Genomic DNA, 17,535 nt, shown 5'->3' on the forward strand with positions numbered 1-17,535 from the left:
GAGTGAACAGCCCTAGACTGACTCTTTGATTTGCTAAAGGAGCGCCGTGTGAAAACCGGCGCTCCCTATCTTTACTACAGGCTTCCCCCCGAAATGATGGACATCAACGAGATTCGCGAATACCTGCCTCACCGTTACCCGTTCCTGTTGGTGGACCGGGTGGTGGAACTGGACGTCGAGGCCCAGCGCATTCGTGCCTACAAGAATGTCAGCATCAACGAACCTTTCTTCAATGGTCACTTCCCCGCACATCCGATCATGCCGGGCGTGCTGATCATCGAGGCGATGGCCCAGGCGGCCGGCATCCTCGGCTTCAAGATGCTCGACGTCAAACCTGCGGACGGTACCCTGTACTACTTCGTCGGCTCCGACAAGCTGCGCTTCCGCCAGCCAGTGCTGCCGGGTGACCAACTGATCCTCGAAGCCAAGTTCATCAGCTGCAAGCGCCAGATCTGGAAGTTCGAGTGCCAGGCGTCGGTCGACGGCAAGCCAGTATGCTCGGCCGAGATCATCTGCGCGGAACGCAAACTATGAGTTTGATTGACCCTCGGGCAATCATCGATCCGTCGGCCAAGCTCGCCGACGGTGTCGAGGTAGGCCCTTGGTCGATCGTCGGTGCCGGGGTCGAGATCGGCGAGGGGACCGTTATCGGTCCGCATGTGATTCTCAAGGGGCCGACCCGCATCGGTCGGCACAACCGCATCTACCAGTTTTCCTCGGTAGGCGAAGACACCCCAGACCTCAAGTACAAGGGTGAAGCCACGCGCCTGGTGATCGGCGATCACAATGTGATCCGCGAGGGCGTGACCATCCACCGCGGCACCGTGCAGGACCGCTCGGAAACCACCCTGGGTGATCATAATCTGATCATGGCCTATGCCCACATCGGCCATGACAGTGTCATCGGCAACCATTGCATCCTGGTCAACAACACCGCACTGGCGGGCCATGTACATGTTGACGACTGGGCGATCCTTTCCGGTTTCACCCTGGTGCATCAGTTCTGTCGCATCGGTGCCCACAGCTTCTCCGGCATGGGGACCGCCATCGGCAAGGATGTTCCGGCTTACGTCACTGTATTCGGTAATCCGGCCGAGGCGCGCAGCATGAACTTCGAGGGCATGCGCCGTCGGGGTTTCAGCGAGGACGCCATTCACGCGCTGCGCCGGGCCTACAAGGTGGTCTACCGCCAGGGCCTGACCATCGAGCAGGCCATTGCCGAACTGGCGGAGCCTGCGACCCAGTACCCGGAAGTCGACGTGTTCCTCCAGTCGATCCAGAACTCCACCCGCGGCATCACCCGCTGATATGGCCGAGTTTTGTGTAGCGCTGGTGGCGGGTGAGGCCAGCGGCGATATTCTCGGCGCCGGGTTGATGCGTGCGCTCAAGGCACGCCACCCGCAGGTACGCTTCATTGGCGTCGGCGGGCCGTTGATGCAGGCCGAAGGCCTGACCTCGTACTTCCCCATGGAGCGCCTGGCGGTGATGGGTCTGGTCGAGGTGCTAGGGCGCCTGCGCGAGTTGCTCAAGCGCCGCAAGGAGCTGATCCAGACCCTGATCGCCGAACGCCCGGATGTGTTCATCGGCATCGATGCCCCGGACTTCACCCTCAATATCGAACTGAACCTGCGCAAGGCCGGGATCAAGACCGTGCATTACGTCAGCCCGTCGGTCTGGGCCTGGCGGCAGAAGCGCGTGCTGAAGATCCGCGAAGGCTGCGACCTGATGCTCACGCTGTTTCCGTTCGAAGCCAGGTTCTATGAAGAGAAAGGCGTGCCGGTACGCTTTGTCGGCCATCCGCTGGCTGACAGCATTCCACTGGACGCCGACCGTGACGCTGCGCGCGAACAGCTCGGGCTGGGTGAAGGGCCGTTGGTTGCCTTGATGCCCGGCAGTCGGGGCGGCGAAGTCGGCCGCCTGGGCGCGCTGTTTCTCGATACCGCCCAGCGTCTGCGCGAGTTGGTGCCCGGGGTGCGTTTCGTCTCGCCGTGCGCCAATGCCGAGCGTCGGGCCCAGCTTGAGCAGATGCTTCAAGGCCGCGACTTGCCGGTGACCCTGCTTGACGGTCGTTCGCACCAGGCCCTGGCCGCTTGCGATGCAGTACTGATCGCCTCGGGTACCGCGACCCTTGAGGCCTTGCTGTTCAAGCGGCCAATGGTCGTGGCGTATCGATTGGCACCGCTGACCTACTGGATTCTCAAACGCCTGGTAAAAAGCCCGTACGTGTCACTGCCCAACCTGCTGGCCCAGCGCATGCTGGTGCCCGAGTTGCTGCAGGAAGCGGCCACTGCCGATGCCCTGGCCCAGACCCTGGCGCCGCTGGTGCATGGCGGTGTGCAGCAGACCGAAGGTTTTGACCAGATTCACCGTACCTTGCGCCGCGATGCCTCGAACCAGGCAGCTGACGCGGTGTTGGCCCTGCTGGAAAACCGATAGATGCAAATGGGATTGGACTTCAACCTGGTCGAGGAGCTGGTCGCCGGCGTCGACGAAGTGGGCCGTGGCCCGCTGTGCGGCGCGGTGGTGACCGCTGCGGTTATTCTCGATCCAAAGCGGCCGATTCTGGGGCTCAACGACTCGAAGAAGCTCACCGAAGCCAAGCGTGAAAAGCTTTTTGACGAAATCTGTGAAAAAGCCCTGAGCTTTTGCATCGCCCGTGCCGAGGTCGAGGAAATCGACCAGCTCAACATCCTTCACGCCACCATGCTGGCCATGCAGCGTGCTGTCGAAGGCTTGAGCATCACGCCGAAACTGGCGCTGATCGACGGTAACCGCTGCCCGCAGTTGTCGGTACCGGCGGCGCCGGTGGTCAAGGGCGATAGCCAGGTGCCAGCCATTGCCGCTGCATCGATCCTGGCCAAGGTCACCCGTGATCGCGAGATGGCGGCGTTCGAGCTGATCTACCCCGGTTATGGCATCGGTGGGCACAAGGGCTACCCGACGCCGGTGCACCTCGAAGCCCTGGCGCGCCTGGGGCCGACGCCGATTCACCGGCGCTCGTTCGCACCGGTGCGCGCCGCCTTCGAAGCCCGCGACGCCATCAATGGCGGGTTTGCCGAGGTCTGACCAGGTGCGGCGGGCGTCAGTAGTCAGGATCGTCCCGCACTGGCTGTTGTTTTGATCAAGGCCCGGTACAATCCGGGCCTTGTTGTTTTGTGCTGCTATAGGATCATCATGTCGGCTTCTTTCGTTCATCTTCGCCTGCACACCGAATACTCGCTGGTCGATGGCCTGGTGCGGATCAAGCCGCTGGCCAAGGCATTGGTGGCGATGAACATGCCGGCGGTCGCGGTCACCGACCAGAGCAACATGTGCTCGCTGGTCAAGTTCTACAAGAACGCCATGGGCGCCGGCATCAAGCCGATCTGCGGCGCCGACCTGTGGCTGGCCAACAGCGACCCGGATGCGCCGCTGTCGCGCATCTGCCTGCTGGCGATGGACGCCAAGGGCTACCGCAACCTTACCGAGTTGATCTCCCGCGGCTGGGTCGACGGCCAGCGCAATGGCCTGGTGATCATCGAGCGGCCGTGGATCGCCGAGGCCAGCGAGGGGCTGATTGCCCTGTCTGCGGCAAAGGAAGGCGACATCGGCATGGCGTTGCTCAATGGCAACCCGGATGAAGCCGAAGCGTTGCTGCGCGACTGGCTGCAGATGTTCCCGGAGCGCTTTTACGTCGAGGTGCAGCGCACCAACCGCGCCGGTGACGAAGAATACCTGCACGCCGCCGTGGCCCTGGCCGACAAGCTGGACGCGCCGCTGGTGGCGACCAACGATGTGCGCTTCATCAAGCAGTCCGACTACGATGCCCACGAAACCCGTGTGTGCATCGGCGAAGGCCGTGCCCTGGACGATCCGCGCCGCTCGCGCAACTACAGCGATCAGCAGTACCTGAAAAGCCCTGAGGAAATGGCCGAGCTGTTCAGCGACCTGCCCGAGGCGATTGCCAACACCGTCGAGATCGCCAAGCGCTGCAATATCCAGGTACAGCTGGGCAAGCACTTCCTGCCCGACTTTCCGACGCCCAACGGCATGGGTATCGACGACTACCTGCGCCATGTTTCCCACGAAGGCCTGGAAGAGCGCCTGGCGGTGCTGTGGCCCAAAGACACCACACCGAATTACGAAGAGAAGCGCCAGGTCTACCTCGACCGCTTGAAGTTCGAGCTGGATATCATCATCCAGATGGGCTTCCCCGGTTACTTCCTGATCGTTATGGACTTCATCAAGTGGGCCAAGAACAACGGCGTGCCGGTTGGCCCGGGCCGGGGCTCGGGTGCCGGCTCGCTGGTCGCCTACGTGTTGAAGATTACCGACCTCGACCCGCTGGCCTATGACCTGCTGTTCGAACGTTTCCTCAACCCGGAACGGGTATCGATGCCCGACTTCGACGTCGACTTCTGCATGGATGGTCGTGACCGGGTCATCGAATACGTGGCCGACGCCTACGGGCGCAATGCCGTGAGCCAGATCATCACCTTCGGCACCATGGCCGCCAAGGCGGTGGTGCGGGACGTGGCGCGGGTGCAGGGCAAGTCCTACGGCCTGGCTGACCGTCTGTCGAAGATGATCCCCTTCGAAGTCGGCATGACCCTGGAAAAGGCCTACGAGCAGGAAGAGATTCTGCGCGATTTCCTCAAGAGCGACGAAGACGCCAAGGAAATCTGGGACATGGCCCTCAAGCTCGAGGGCGTCTGCCGCGGTACCGGTAAGCACGCCGGTGGTGTGGTTATCGCTCCGACCAAGCTTACAGACTTTTCGCCGATTGCCTGTGATGAAGAGGGCGGCGGCCTGGTCACCCAGTTCGACAAGGATGACGTTGAGGCTGCGGGCCTGGTGAAGTTCGACTTCCTCGGTCTGCGAACCCTGACGATCATCAAGTGGGCGATGGAAACCATCAACCGCGAGCAGGCCAAGAAAGGCCTGGATGACCTGAACATCGACTTCATCCCGCTGGATGACAAGAAAACCTACGACCTGCTGCAAAAAGCCGAAACCACGGCGGTGTTCCAGCTTGAATCGCGGGGCATGAAGGAGCTGATCAAGAAGCTCAAGCCCGACTGCCTGGAAGACCTGATCGCACTGGTGGCGCTGTTCCGTCCCGGCCCGTTGCAATCGGGCATGGTGGATGACTTCATCAACCGCAAGCACGGTCGTGCGGAACTTGCCTACCCGCATTCGGATTATCAGTACGAAGGCCTCAAGCCCGTTCTGGCGCCGACCTACGGCATCATCCTGTACCAGGAACAGGTGATGCAGATTGCCCAGGTCATGGCCGGTTACACCCTCGGAGGTGCGGACATGCTGCGTCGAGCCATGGGTAAGAAAAAGCCCGAGGAAATGGCCAAGCAGCGCGGCGGTTTCATCGAAGGTTGTGCCACGAACAACATCGATCCGGACCTCGCCGGTAACATTTTCGACCTGGTGGAGAAGTTCGCCGGTTACGGCTTCAACAAATCCCACTCCGCCGCCTATGGCCTGGTTTCCTACCAGACCGCCTGGCTCAAGACCCACCACCCGGCGCCGTTCATGGCTGCGGTGCTGTCGGCGGATATGCACAACACCGACAAGGTCGTGACCCTGATCGAGGAAGTGCGCAGCATGAAGCTGCGCCTCGATGCGCCGGACGTGAACACCTCCGACTTCAAGTTCACGGTCAATGACGATGGCCGCATCGTCTACGGCCTGGGGGCGATCAAGGGCGTGGGTGAGGGGCCGGTCGAGGCCATCGTCGAAGCCCGCGCTGCTGGCCCGTTCAAGGACCTGTTCGACTTCTGCGAGCGGGTCGACCTCAAGCGCATCAACAAACGCACCCTCGACGCACTGATCCGTAGCGGTGCGCTGGATCGCCTGGGCCCGTACTTCCATGACGAGCTCAAGGCCTACCAGGCCAATATCGACCGCAACCGGGCGGTACTGCTGGCGGCGATGGAAGAGGCCATCAAGTCTGCCGAGCAGACCGCGCGCACGGCCGATAGCGGCCATGCCGACCTGTTCGGCGGGTTGTTCGTCGAAGCGGATGCCGACGTTTATGCCAACCACCGCAAGGCTCGCGAGCTGACCCTCAAGGAGCGCCTGCGCGGTGAAAAAGACACCCTGGGCCTGTACCTGACCGGTCACCCGATCGATGAGTATGAAGGCGAGATCCGCCGCTTTGCCCGCCAGCGCATCATTGACCTGAAGCCTGCGCGCGACACCCAGACCGTTGCCGGGATGATCATTGCCCTGCGGGTGATGAAGAACAAGAAGGGCGACAAGATGGGCTTTGTCACCCTCGACGACCGCTCCGGGCGCATCGAGGCGTCGCTGTTCGCCGATGCCTTCATGGCTGCCCAGGCGCTGTTGCAGACCGATGCTATGGTGGTGGTTGAAGGCGAGGTCAGCAACGACGATTTCTCCGGTGGCCTGCGCCTGCGGGTCAAGCGGGTGATGAGCATGGAAGATGCCCGCACCAACCTTGCCGAAAGCCTGCGCCTGAAGGTGCATGCCGATGCCCTCAAGGGGGACCGGCTGAGCTGGCTGGGCGAGTTGTTCAAGCGCCATCGCGGCGCCTGCCCGATCACCATGGAATATACCGGCAGCGATGCCAAGGCCATGCTGCAGTTCGGCGAAAGCTGGCGTATCGACCCGGCCGATGGCCTGATTCAGGCCCTGCGTGACCAGTTCGGACGTGAGAACGTCTTTTTGCAATATCGATGAATTTTTAATCTCGACCTGAATGCGCCTGATCCCTTAAGGTAGGGCGCCAAACGGATCAACCGGCCGGCCGCCTGGCCGTAGACCCAAGACGGATGCCTATGAACCCGAATTTTCTGGATTTCGAACAGCCGATTGCTGACCTGCAAGCCAAGATCGAAGAGCTGCGCCTGGTCGGCAATGACAACTCGCTGAACATCGGCGATGAGATCGCCCGTCTGCAAGACAAGAGCAGCACCCTGACCGAGAGCATTTTCGGCAACCTGACCAGCTGGCAGATCGCCCGCCTGGCCCGTCACCCGCGCCGTCCGTACACCCTGGACTACATCGAGCACATCTTCACCGAGTTCGACGAGCTGCACGGCGACCGTCATTTCGCCGATGACGCTGCCATTGTCGGCGGTATCGCGCGCCTGGACGACAAGCCGGTGATGGTCATCGGTCACCAGAAAGGCCGCGAAGTACGCGAAAAGGTACGCCGCAACTTCGGCATGCCGCGCCCTGAAGGCTATCGCAAGGCGTGCCGCCTGATGGAAATGGCCGAACGCTTCAAGATGCCGATCCTGACCTTCATCGACACCCCGGGCGCCTACCCTGGCATCGACGCCGAAGAGCGCAACCAGAGCGAAGCCATTGCCTGGAACCTGCGAGTCATGGCGCGCCTGAAAACCCCGATCATCGCCACCGTTATCGGTGAGGGTGGTTCCGGTGGTGCGCTGGCCATTGGCGTGTGCGACCAGTTGAACATGCTGCAGTACTCGACCTACTCGGTGATTTCGCCGGAAGGTTGCGCCTCGATCCTGTGGAAGACTGCCGAAAAGGCCTCGGACGCAGCCGAAGCCATGGGTATCACCGCCGAACGCCTGAAAGGCCTGGGCATCGTCGACAAGGTCATCGCCGAGCCTCTGGGCGGTGCGCACCGTGATCCGGCGAAGATGTCCGCCACCGTTCGCGGCGAGTTGATCGAGCAGTTGGACATGCTCAAGAAGTTCGACAACGACGCGCTGCTCAAGCGCCGTTATGACCGTCTGATGAGCTACGGGCTCTGATCTGAGGTCCATCGCCGGCAAGGCCGGCTCCCACAGGCATTGGGTTCACTACCGGACCTGTGGGAGCTGGCCTTGCCAGCGAACGAGTGCGCAGCACTCGTAAAAGAGGTCCATCCGATGCTCGATCTCTACCCAAGGCTGTCCCCCTGGCTAACCGCCCCCTCCTGGTGCATCGCCCTCTCCGGCGGCCTGGACTCCAGCGTCCTCCTGCATCTGCTGGCAACCCTGTCCCGCCAACAACGCTTGCCGCCACTGCGCGCCATCCACATCCATCACGGCCTGCAAGCTGCGGCTGATGCCTGGCCGGAGCATTGTCAGCGCCTGTGTGACGATCTGGGCGTCGATCTGCAGATCATTCGGGTCAAGGTCGCCCCCGGTGCCAGCATCGAGCAGGGCGCCCGTGACGCGCGCTATGCCGCACTCGCCGATTCGTTGCGCCGTGATGAAGTCCTGTTGACCGGCCAGCACCGCGAGGACCAGGCCGAAACCCTGCTGTTTCGCCTGTTGCGCGGTGCCGGCCTGCGCGGCCTGAGCGCGATGCCCGAGTGGCGTCCGCTCGGGCAGGGCATGCTGGTGCGGCCGTTGCTTGGCGTTTCGCGCCATCAGCTGCGGTGCTATGCCCAGGAGCAGCACCTGGCCTGGATTGAGGACCCGTCCAACAGCGACACCCGGTTCTCCCGTAACTACCTGCGTCACCAGGTGTTCCCGGCGCTGCTGCAACGTTGGCCGCAGGCGGCGCAAAACCTGGCGCGCAGCGCCGAGCACCTGAGCGAAGCCCAGGGCCTGCTCGATGAGCTGGCGCAGGCGGACCTGGCCCAGGCGGCGACCCCGGCACCGTTCGCCTGGCTTGGCCTCGACTCGCTGGACCTCGAGGTGCTGCGCCAGCTATCCCCGGCTCGCCAGCGCAACGCCCTGCAGTACTGGCTGGCGCCGCGCACACGCTTGCCCGATAGCCGCCACTGGGCCGGCTGGGAGACCCTGCGCGACGCGGCATCCGACGGACGGCCACTGTGGCGCCTGACCGACGGTGAACTGCAGCGCGCCAATGGACGAATCTGGTGGCTGGCCGGTGATTGGCTGAAGCCGCCGGCTGGCCAGCCGATCTGGCCTGATCCGGCCCAGCCGCTGGCGTTGAACCATAACGGCAGCGTCAGCCTCAGCGGCACGTTGCCGCAGGGCCCCTTGCACATTGCCTACCGCCAGGGCGGCGAAACCCTGGCAGTCAGCGGCCGTGGCCAGCGTGACCTGAAGCGCCTGCTCAACGAGTCGCAGCTGCCGTCATTCGCCCGTTCGCGCCTGCCGTTGCTGTATTGCGCCGAGCAATTGCTGGCGGTGGCCAACCTGCCGGGGCTGAGCCAGGGCGACTGGCAATTGCATTGGCATGCGCCGACGAGCGAGCAAGGTTTGAGATGAAAGGCACATTCGGGTAGACTACGCTCCCTTCTTGATACAGCTTCTGTGGCTTCCCCGAAATCACAGCAGTTGCCGATTACCAAGCAGTTTTTTGCTGGGCGATTCTAAAAATGTTTAGCGAGCTCCTAACCGGGTATCCAACCCCCGGTGTGACCAGACGCGGCAGTTTTTTAAGATGCACTGTGATTGACGCAGGTGATCGGGGGCTTCGGCCTTCCTTCGCTTTCCCCGGCGGCACTGACCGCTTTAACGCAGACTTCTAGGGTTTTTCATGACGCGCTACATATTCGTCACGGGCGGTGTTGTTTCTTCATTGGGGAAAGGCATTGCCTCGGCTTCATTGGCGGCCATCCTGGAGGCGCGGGGGCTCAAGGTCACCATGCTCAAGCTGGACCCGTACATCAACGTCGACCCGGGCACCATGAGCCCGTTCCAGCACGGTGAAGTGTTCGTCACCCACGACGGCGCCGAGACCGACCTGGACCTGGGCCACTACGAGCGGTTCATCCGCACGACCATGACCCAGAACAACAACTTCACCACTGGCCGTATCTACGAGCACGTGCTGCGCAAGGAGCGCCGTGGTGATTACCTGGGCGCGACCATCCAGGTCATTCCGCACATCACCGACGAGATCAAGCGCCGCATCATCAAGGGTGCCGGCGATGCCGACGTGGCCCTGGTGGAAATCGGCGGTACCGTGGGCGACATCGAGTCGCAACCGTTCCTCGAGGCTATCCGCCAGCTGCGCGTCGAAGTGGGCTCCAAGCGCGCCATGCTGATGCACCTGACCCTGGTTCCGTACATCGCCACCGCTGGCGAGACCAAGACCAAGCCGACCCAGCACTCGGTCAAGGAGCTGCGCTCCATCGGCCTGCAGCCTGACGTACTGATCTGCCGCTCCGACCATCCGGTGGATGTCTCCTCGCGCCGCAAGATCGCCCTGTTCACCAACGTCGAAGAGCGTGCGGTGATCTCCCTGGAAGACGTCGACACCATCTACAAGATCCCGGCCGTATTGCACGCCCAGGGCCTGGATGACTTCGTCGTCGAGCGTTTCGGCCTGCAATGCAACGGTGCCGACCTGTCCGAGTGGGAAAAGGTCGTCGACGCCAAGCTCAACCCCGAGCACGAAGTCACCATCGCCATGGTCGGCAAGTACATGGAGCTGCTGGACGCCTACAAGTCGCTGATCGAAGCGATGAGCCATGCCGGCATCCAGAACCGCACCAAGGTCAACCTGCGCTACATCGACTCCGAAGACATCGAGAACCAGGGCACCAGCCTGCTCGAAGGCGCCGATGCGATCCTGGTTCCAGGCGGTTTCGGCCTGCGTGGCGTCGAAGGCAAGATCACTGCCGTGCAGTACGCTCGCGAGAACAAGGTTCCGTACCTGGGTATCTGTCTGGGCATGCAGGTGGCGGTCATCGAATTCGCTCGTAACGTCATGGGCTGGAAAGACGCCAACTCCACCGAGTTCGATCGCAACAGCGGTCACCCGGTCGTTGGCCTGATCACCGAGTGGGAAGACGCCACCGGTGCGGTCGAAACCCGTACCGAAGCCTCTGACCTGGGCGGCACCATGCGCCTGGGCGCCCAGGAGTGCCAGCTGGAAAGCGGCTCCAAGGTCCACGATTGCTACGCCAAGGACGTGATCGTCGAGCGTCACCGTCACCGTTACGAAGTGAACAACAACCTGCTGCCGCAACTGGTCGAAGCCGGCCTGAAAGTCTCCGGTCGTTCCGGCGACGGCGCGCTGGTCGAAGTGGTCGAGTCCCAGGATCATCCATGGTTCGTCGCTTGCCAGTTCCACCCAGAGTTCACCTCGACTCCGCGTGACGGCCATCCGCTGTTCAGCGGCTTCGTCAAGGCGGCACTGGCTCAAAAGAACAAGGCCTGATACATGACCCAGAAGATCATTCGCGTCGGTAACATCGAGATCGCCAACGACAAGCCGTTCGTCCTGTTCGGCGGCATGAACGTGCTGGAATCCCGTGACCTGGCCATGAAGGTCTGCGAAGAGTACGTGCGGGTTACCGAGAAACTCGGTATCCCTTACGTGTTCAAGGCCAGCTTCGACAAGGCCAACCGTTCGTCGATCAACTCCTACCGTGGCCCGGGCCTGGAAGAGGGGATGAAGATCTTCGAAGAGATCAAGAAGACCTTCAACGTGCCGGTCATCACCGACGTGCACGAGCCAGAGCAGGCTGCCGCGGTGGCCAAGGTCTGCGACATCATCCAGTTGCCGGCGTTTCTCTCGCGCCAGACCGACCTGGTGGTGGCCATGGCCAAGACCGGCGCGGTGATCAACATCAAGAAAGCCCAGTTCCTCGCACCCCAGGAGATGAAACACATCCTGACCAAGTGCGAAGAGGCCGGTAACGATCAGTTGATCCTCTGCGAGCGTGGTTCGAGCTTTGGTTACAACAACCTGGTAGTGGACATGCTCGGCTTCGGCATCATGAAGCAGTTCCAGTACCCGGTGTTCTTCGACGTGACCCATTCCCTGCAGATGCCGGGTGGTCGCGCCGATTCCGCCGGTGGTCGCCGCGCCCAGGTCACCGATCTGGCCAAGGCGGGCCTGAGCCAGGGCCTGGCCGGCCTGTTCCTCGAGGCGCATCCGGATCCGGACAACGCCAAGTGTGACGGACCATGCGCTCTGCGCCTGGACAAACTGGAGCCTTTCCTGGCCCAGCTCAAGCAACTGGATGACCTGGTGAAGAGTTTTCCGACGGTAGAAACCGCGTAATCCTCGATTCTCCGGTAAAGTACCCCCCGTTCAACCTCTGACCCTCGGGTCAGGGGTCTGCTTTCGCCGGGCCTGCCTGTTTTACATTGCCCGGCGAGCGGCAAGATTTTTCTCAGCTGCGTTGTTTTCGTCAATTCTGGAGTGCTTACAACAATGGCAAAAATCGTCGACATCAAAGGTCGTGAAGTTCTCGATTCGCGTGGTAACCCTACCGTAGAAGCGGACGTGCTGCTCGACAACGGCATCATCGGCAGCGCCTGCGCGCCGTCCGGTGCTTCCACTGGCTCGCGCGAAGCGCTGGAGCTGCGTGATGGCGACAAGAGCCGTTACATGGGCAAGGGCGTACTCAAGGCAGTTGCCAACATCAACGGCCCGATCCGCGACCTGCTGCTGGGCAAGGACCCGGTTGACCAGAAAGCCCTCGACCGCGCCATGATCGAGCTGGACGGTACCGAGAACAAGGCCAAGCTGGGCGCCAACGCCATTCTCGCTGTGTCCCTGGCTGCCGCCAAGGCTGCTGCCCAGGACCAGGACCTGCCGCTGTACGCGCACATCGCCAACCTCAATGGCACCCCAGGCCAGTACTCGATGCCGGTTCCGATGATGAACATCATCAACGGCGGCGAGCACGCCGACAACAACGTCGACATCCAGGAGTTCATGGTTCAGCCGGTGGGTGCCAAGACCTTCTCCGACGCGCTGCGCATGGGCACCGAGATTTTCCATCACCTCAAGGCTGTGCTGAAGGCCCGTGGCCTGAACACCGCTGTCGGTGACGAAGGTGGTTTCGCGCCTAACCTGGCATCCAACGAAGACGCGCTGTCGGCCATCGCCGAAGCCGTCGCCAACGCCGGTTACAAGCTGGGCACCGACGTGACCCTGGCCCTGGACTGCGCGGCCAGCGAATTCTTCGAAGACGGCAAGTACAACCTGTCCGGCGAAGGCAAGTCGTTCGACGCTGCCGGTTTTGCCGACTACCTCAAAGGCCTGACCGAGCGTTTCCCGATCATCTCGATCGAAGACGGCCTGGACGAGTCCGACTGGGCTGGCTGGAAGATCCTCACCGACAAGATCGGTGACAAGGTGCAACTGGTCGGTGACGACCTGTTCGTGACCAACACCAAGATCTTGAAAGAAGGCATCGACAAGAAGATCGCCAACTCGATCCTGATCAAGTTCAACCAGATCGGTTCGCTGACCGAAACCCTGGAAGCCATCCAGATGGCCAAGGCTGCCGGTTACACTGCGGTGATCTCGCACCGTTCGGGCGAAACCGAAGACTCGACCATTGCCGACCTGGCCGTGGGTACCGCTGCCGGCCAGATCAAGACCGGTTCGCTGTGCCGTTCCGACCGCGTCTCCAAGTACAACCAGCTGCTGCGTATCGAAGAGCAACTGGGCAGCAAGGCTGTGTACCGTGGCCGTGCCGAGTTTCGCGGCTAAGCAAGAGATGGTAAAAAGACCGCAGCAAAGCGGCGCCGAACGGTCATACTGATCGTTCAGAAGCCTTTGCTGCAGGTGTCTGAACACAAAGCCTGGCTTCGGCCAGGCTTCGTGCCATCAGCGACCTGCAGATATGGCGGTCTTTTCCACTGGATACCCTGATGCGCAGTCCTTATTGGTTGTTCCTCGTCTTGCTCCTGCTGCTCGGTGGCCTGCAGTATCGTCTGTGGGTGGGCAATGGCAGCCTGGCCCAGGTCGCCGAACTCAAGCAACAAATCGCTGACCAGCACGCCGAAAACGAGCGTCTGCTGGAGCGTAACCGCGTGCTTGACGCCGAAGTGCTGGAGTTGAAGAAAGGTATGGAAACCGTCGAAGAACGGGCTCGCCACGAACTGGGTATGGTCAAGGAGGGTGAAACCCTCTACCAGCTTGCCCAATGAACCAGACCTTGCCGGCCTTCTGGGCCGTGATTCCCGCCGCGGGTGTTGGCGCCCGCATGGCTGCCGACCGTCCCAAGCAGTACCTGCAACTGGGCGGGCAGACCATTCTCGAGCATAGCCTCGACTGTTTTCTTGACCATCCCTGTGTCAAAGGGGTGGTGGTCAGCGTTGCCGCTGACGATCCTTACTGGCCCGGTTTGCGCTGCGCCAGCGATCCACGTATCCAGCGCGCCGAAGGCGGTCGGGAGCGTGCCGACTCGGTGCTCAATGCCTTGCTGCTGCTGCACGCCCAGGGCGCGGCGGACAGCGACTGGGTGCTGGTGCATGACGCCGCGCGGCCGAACCTGGCACGCAGTGACCTCGACCGTCTGCTGGCCGAGCTTGCCAATGATCCGGTCGGTGGGCTGCTGGCGGTGCCGGCGCGCGATACGCTCAAGCGCGCGGATGCCAATGGTCGGGTCAGCACCACGATCGATCGCAGTACCGTATGGCAGGCCTATACGCCGCAGATGTTCCGCCTCGGTGCCTTGCACAGGGCCCTGGCCGACAGCCTGGTGGCTGACGTGGCGATCACCGATGAGTCTTCGGCGATTGAATGGGCCGGGCAGGCGCCGCGCCTGATCGAAGGGCGCAGCGACAACATCAAGGTCACCCGCCCGGAAGACCTGGAGTGGCTGCGCCAGCGCTGGGCCAAGCGCGGTTGAGCACTCTTCGCGGGGCAAGCCCGCTCCTACTGTAGGAGCGGGCTTGCCCCGCGAAGCTTTTCAGGCACCTCGATACTCAGGCAACCCCGCCAACCCCTCGCGCAGATAGTCCACCAGCTTGCGCACCTTCGGCGACAGGTGCCGCTGCTGCGGGTACAGCGCCCACACTGCTGTATTGGGCGGTTGATGAGCTTCTAGCAGCGACACCAGCGCGCCACTTTTGAGGTGTTCGAGTACGTAATAGTCTGGCAGCTGACACAAACCCATCCCCTGCAACGCTGCATCCAGCACCGCCTGGCCACTGTTGCAGCGCCAGTTACCCTGAACCCGCTGGCCGATTTCCCGCCCATCCAGTTGCAAAGCCCAGCTGTCGGAGCTGCCAATCAGGCAGTTGTGCCGCGCCAGCTCCGAGAGGCTGTGCGGCCGGCCGTAGCGTTCCAGGTAGGCGGGCGATGCACACAGGTACATGCGCCGCGGCGCCAGGCGCGTTGCCACCAGCCGCGAGTCTTGCAAGCGGCCCAGGCGAATGGCCAGGTCCATACCTTCATGCACCAGGTCCAGGGTGCGGTTGCTCAGTTCGATATCCACCCGCAGTTGTGGGTACTGCGCCATGAAACGGGTTACCAGGGGCACGATAAAACGCTCGCCGTAGGCCACGGCGCAAGTCATGCGCAGCAGGCCCTTCGGTTCGCTGGTCAGGTCGCCCATGGCGCGCAGGGCTTCCTCGCGGCCATCTTGCAGGCGTTGGCAGTGTTGCAGGAACGTCTGCCCGGCCTCGCTCAGGGTTACCCGCCGGGTGCTGCGATAGAGCAGGCGGGTTTGCAGGCGTTCTTCAAGGCGGGCGATCTGCCGGCTGACGTGGGACGACGATACCCCCAGGCGCTCGGCGGCCGCAGTGAACTGCCCGGACTCGGCGACGGCGACGAACTCGTCGATGCCTTCCCAGCGGTTGCTCATTGATTATCCCTGTGTGGCAATAATGTTTTGTCTTTGTCTGGATTATTCATCAAATATCGATGAATTACACTGCCAGCTTGAACTGACCCTTTGCTGGAGAAGATTGATGATCAAGTCCCGTGCCGCCGTTGCCTTCGAGGCCAAGAAACCGCTGGAGATCGTCGAAGTCGACGTGGCCATGCCCAAGGCCGGCGAAGTGCTGCTGCGTGTGGTTGCCAGCGGCGTCTGCCATACCGATGCCTACACCCTGTCGGGTGCCGACCCGGAAGGCATCTTCCCGTCGATCCTCGGCCATGAAGGCGGTGCCATCGTCGAGGCCATCGGTGAGGGCGTGACCTCGGTTGCCGTTGGCGATCATGTGATCCCGCTGTACACCCCCGAGTGCGGCCAGTGCAAATTCTGCCGCTCCGGCAAGACCAACCTGTGCCAGGCCATCCGCGCCACTCAGGGCAAGGGCCTGATGCCCGACGGCACTACGCGTTTCTCCTACAAGGGCCGGCAACTGTTCCACTACATGGGCACCTCGACCTTTTCCGAGTACACCGTGCTGCCGGAAATCTCCGTGGCCAAGATCCAGAAGGAGGCACCGCTGGAGAAGGTCTGCCTGCTCGGTTGCGGCGTGACCACCGGTATCGGTGCAGTGCTCAACACCGCCAAGGTCAAGCCGGGTGACACCGTGGCCATCTTCGGCCTGGGCGGCATCGGCCTGTCGGCGATCATCGGTGCGGTCAAGGCCAAGGCCGCGCGAATCATTGCCGTGGACATCAACCCGGGCAAATTCGAGATCGCCAAACAGCTCGGCGCTACCGACTGCGTCAACCCGAAAGACTACGACCGTCCGATCCAGGAGGTGATTGTCGACCTCACCGACGGCGGTGTGGACTTCTCCTTCGAGTGCGTGGGTAACGTGCAACTGATGCGCGCGGCGCTGGAATGCTGTCACAAAGGCTGGGGTGAATCGGTGATCATCGGCGTTGCCGGTGCTGGCCAGGAAATCTCCACTCGTCCGTTCCAGCTGGTTACCGGCCGGGTCTGGCGCGGTTCTGCCTTCGGTGGCGTACGTGGCCGCAGCGAGCTGCCAAGCTACGTGGAAATGGCGGAAAAAGGCGAAATCCCGCTGGATACGTTCATCACCCACACCATGGGCCTGGAAGACATCAACAAGGCATTCGACCTGATGCATGAAGGCAAGAGCATTCGCAGCGTCATCCACTTCTGAGGTCTGCCATGAGCCTGGAAAACATCTCCTGTCAGAAGAGCTTTGGTGGCTGGCATAAACGCTACCGTCATCGCTCCCAGGTGCTCGGCTGCGACATGGTGTTTGCCGTCTACCTGCCGCCGCAGGCCGAGCAGGGCGGCAAGCTGCCGGTGCTGTACTGGCTGAGCGGCCTGACCTGCACCGATGAGAACTTCATGCAAAAGGCCGGCGCCCACAAGCTGGCGGCCGAACTGGGGCTGATCATCGTCGCCCCCGACACCAGCCCGCGTGGCCCGCAGGTTCCGGGCGATCCGGAGGGTGCCTGGGACTTTGGCCTGGGTGCCGGTTTCTACCTCAACGCTACCGAACAGCCGTGGGCGCAGCACTACCGCATGCACGACTATGTGGTTGAGGAGTTGCCGGCTTTGGTCGAGGCGCATTTCCCCGCGTCCGCGCAGCGCGGTATCAGTGGTCACTCCATGGGCGGCCATGGTGCGCTGGTGTGTGCCTTGCGTAACCCCGGCCGCTATCGTTCAGTGTCGGCATTCGCGCCGATCAGCAACCCGATGGATTGCCCCTGGGGGCAGAAGGCTTTTAGCCGCTACCTGGGTGAAGACCGCTCCCGCTGGCGCGAGTGGGATGCCAGCGTGTTGCTTGCCCAGGGCAGCGAGCGCTTGCCGTTGCTGGTCGACCAGGGCGATCGCGATGATTTTCTCGACAACCAGCTCAAGCCGCAGGTGCTCGAGCAGGCGGCCAAGGCAGCGGGCCATCCGCTGACGTTGCGGCTGCAGCCGGGGTATGACCACAGCTACTACTTCATCGCCAGCTTCATCGATGACCACTTGCGTCATCATGCCGCAGCGCTGATCGGTGCGGGTAACTGATCCTA

15 protein-coding genes are annotated in these 17,535 nt (G+C 62.2%); 14 read left to right on the plus strand and 1 reads right to left on the minus strand.

Features of this window, described 5'->3' with window-relative positions:
* Positions 1 to 93 precede the first annotated feature (93 nt).
* The 12 genes from fabZ to ispD all read left to right on the plus strand — a co-directional run bounded on the left by fabZ (position 94) and on the right by ispD (position 14,491).
* Positions 94 to 534: a 3-hydroxyacyl-ACP dehydratase FabZ gene (gene fabZ, locus BV82_RS06565; RefSeq protein WP_010224833.1), complete on the plus strand. Its 441-nt coding sequence runs from the start codon at positions 94 to 96 to the stop codon at positions 532 to 534.
* Positions 531 to 1,307, plus strand: coding sequence for an acyl-ACP--UDP-N-acetylglucosamine O-acyltransferase (gene lpxA / locus BV82_RS06570; protein WP_010224832.1), 777 nt, complete (start codon positions 531 to 533; stop codon positions 1,305 to 1,307). The genes fabZ and lpxA overlap by 4 nt, the downstream gene beginning before the upstream one ends.
* A gap of 1 nt (position 1,308) precedes the next feature.
* Entirely contained in the window at positions 1,309 to 2,436 is a 1,128-nt protein-coding gene (gene lpxB, locus BV82_RS06575) for a lipid-A-disaccharide synthase (RefSeq protein WP_036994079.1), read from the plus strand.
* Positions 2,437 to 3,066 (plus strand): ribonuclease HII, encoded by a 630-nt coding sequence (gene rnhB / locus BV82_RS06580; RefSeq protein WP_010224830.1) that lies wholly within the window; start codon positions 2,437 to 2,439, stop codon positions 3,064 to 3,066. It begins immediately after the preceding gene.
* Between the two features lie 108 nt (positions 3,067 to 3,174).
* Positions 3,175 to 6,696, plus strand: a complete 3,522-nt coding sequence (dnaE, locus tag BV82_RS06585; protein WP_010224829.1) for a DNA polymerase III subunit alpha — start codon at positions 3,175 to 3,177, stop codon at positions 6,694 to 6,696.
* Between the two features lie 98 nt (positions 6,697 to 6,794).
* Positions 6,795 to 7,742, plus strand: a complete 948-nt coding sequence (locus BV82_RS06590) for an acetyl-CoA carboxylase carboxyltransferase subunit alpha (RefSeq protein ID WP_036994080.1) — start codon at positions 6,795 to 6,797, stop codon at positions 7,740 to 7,742.
* A gap of 117 nt (positions 7,743 to 7,859) precedes the next feature.
* Positions 7,860 to 9,155 carry a tRNA lysidine(34) synthetase TilS gene (gene tilS / locus BV82_RS06595; protein WP_036994081.1) on the plus strand — a complete coding sequence of 432 codons (1,296 nt, stop codon included), beginning with the start codon at positions 7,860 to 7,862 and terminating at the stop codon, positions 9,153 to 9,155.
* A 271-nt stretch (positions 9,156 to 9,426) separates the two neighbouring features.
* A complete protein-coding gene (locus tag BV82_RS06600; protein WP_010224826.1) occupies positions 9,427 to 11,055 on the plus strand; it encodes a CTP synthase in 1,629 nt (542 codons plus the stop codon).
* Positions 11,056 to 11,058: 3 nt separating this feature from the next.
* Entirely contained in the window at positions 11,059 to 11,904 is an 846-nt protein-coding gene (kdsA, locus tag BV82_RS06605; RefSeq protein ID WP_010224824.1) for a 3-deoxy-8-phosphooctulonate synthase, read from the plus strand.
* A 153-nt stretch (positions 11,905 to 12,057) separates the two neighbouring features.
* A complete protein-coding gene (gene eno / locus BV82_RS06610; protein WP_010224822.1) occupies positions 12,058 to 13,347 on the plus strand; it encodes a phosphopyruvate hydratase in 1,290 nt (429 codons plus the stop codon).
* A 161-nt stretch (positions 13,348 to 13,508) separates the two neighbouring features.
* Positions 13,509 to 13,787, plus strand: a complete 279-nt coding sequence (gene ftsB, locus BV82_RS06615) for a cell division protein FtsB (RefSeq protein WP_010224820.1) — start codon at positions 13,509 to 13,511, stop codon at positions 13,785 to 13,787.
* On the plus strand, positions 13,784 to 14,491 hold the full coding sequence (gene ispD, locus BV82_RS06620; RefSeq protein ID WP_010224818.1) for a 2-C-methyl-D-erythritol 4-phosphate cytidylyltransferase: 708 nt from the start codon (positions 13,784 to 13,786) through the stop codon (positions 14,489 to 14,491). Before ftsB ends, ispD begins: the two co-directional genes overlap by 4 nt.
* A gap of 60 nt (positions 14,492 to 14,551) precedes the next feature.
* On the opposite strand, the gene BV82_RS06625 is transcribed toward ispD, so the two are convergent.
* Positions 14,552 to 15,448 (minus strand): LysR substrate-binding domain-containing protein, encoded by an 897-nt coding sequence (locus BV82_RS06625; protein ID WP_036994082.1) that lies wholly within the window; start codon positions 15,446 to 15,448, stop codon positions 14,552 to 14,554.
* A 106-nt stretch (positions 15,449 to 15,554) separates the two neighbouring features.
* Between BV82_RS06625 and BV82_RS06630 the strand changes: the two genes are divergently transcribed.
* On the plus strand, positions 15,555 to 16,667 hold the full coding sequence (locus BV82_RS06630; protein ID WP_036994083.1) for an S-(hydroxymethyl)glutathione dehydrogenase/class III alcohol dehydrogenase: 1,113 nt from the start codon (positions 15,555 to 15,557) through the stop codon (positions 16,665 to 16,667).
* A gap of 8 nt (positions 16,668 to 16,675) precedes the next feature.
* Positions 16,676 to 17,530: an S-formylglutathione hydrolase gene (fghA, locus tag BV82_RS06635; protein WP_010224813.1), complete on the plus strand. Its 855-nt coding sequence runs from the start codon at positions 16,676 to 16,678 to the stop codon at positions 17,528 to 17,530.
* The last annotated feature ends 5 nt before the right edge of the window (positions 17,531 to 17,535 follow it).

It is taken from the genome of Pseudomonas donghuensis (genome assembly GCF_000696345.2).
Classification (GTDB): Bacteria; Pseudomonadota; Gammaproteobacteria; order Pseudomonadales; family Pseudomonadaceae; genus Aquipseudomonas; species Aquipseudomonas donghuensis.

What these genes read in the sequence shown, in the direction of transcription:
- kdsA (WP_010224824.1), top strand. Translation starts at nt 11,059, where the DNA reads ATGACCCAGAAGATCATTCGCGTCGGTAACATCGAGATCGCCAACGAC.
- eno (WP_010224822.1), top strand. Translation starts at nt 12,058, where the DNA reads ATGGCAAAAATCGTCGACATCAAAGGTCGTGAAGTTCTCGATTCGCGT.
- dnaE (WP_010224829.1), top strand. Translation starts at nt 3,175, where the DNA reads ATGTCGGCTTCTTTCGTTCATCTTCGCCTGCACACCGAATACTCGCTG.
- ispD (WP_010224818.1), top strand. Translation starts at nt 13,784, where the DNA reads ATGAACCAGACCTTGCCGGCCTTCTGGGCCGTGATTCCCGCCGCGGGT.
- BV82_RS06625 (WP_036994082.1), bottom strand. Translation starts at nt 15,448, where the DNA reads ATGAGCAACCGCTGGGAAGGCATCGACGAGTTCGTCGCCGTCGCCGAG.
- fabZ (WP_010224833.1), top strand. Translation starts at nt 94, where the DNA reads ATGATGGACATCAACGAGATTCGCGAATACCTGCCTCACCGTTACCCG.
- ftsB (WP_010224820.1), top strand. Translation starts at nt 13,509, where the DNA reads ATGCGCAGTCCTTATTGGTTGTTCCTCGTCTTGCTCCTGCTGCTCGGT.
- BV82_RS06600 (WP_010224826.1), top strand. Translation starts at nt 9,427, where the DNA reads ATGACGCGCTACATATTCGTCACGGGCGGTGTTGTTTCTTCATTGGGG.
- fghA (WP_010224813.1), top strand. Translation starts at nt 16,676, where the DNA reads ATGAGCCTGGAAAACATCTCCTGTCAGAAGAGCTTTGGTGGCTGGCAT.
- BV82_RS06590 (WP_036994080.1), top strand. Translation starts at nt 6,795, where the DNA reads ATGAACCCGAATTTTCTGGATTTCGAACAGCCGATTGCTGACCTGCAA.
- BV82_RS06630 (WP_036994083.1), top strand. Translation starts at nt 15,555, where the DNA reads ATGATCAAGTCCCGTGCCGCCGTTGCCTTCGAGGCCAAGAAACCGCTG.
- tilS (WP_036994081.1), top strand. Translation starts at nt 7,860, where the DNA reads ATGCTCGATCTCTACCCAAGGCTGTCCCCCTGGCTAACCGCCCCCTCC.
- rnhB (WP_010224830.1), top strand. Translation starts at nt 2,437, where the DNA reads ATGCAAATGGGATTGGACTTCAACCTGGTCGAGGAGCTGGTCGCCGGC.
- lpxB (WP_036994079.1), top strand. Translation starts at nt 1,309, where the DNA reads ATGGCCGAGTTTTGTGTAGCGCTGGTGGCGGGTGAGGCCAGCGGCGAT.
- lpxA (WP_010224832.1), top strand. Translation starts at nt 531, where the DNA reads ATGAGTTTGATTGACCCTCGGGCAATCATCGATCCGTCGGCCAAGCTC.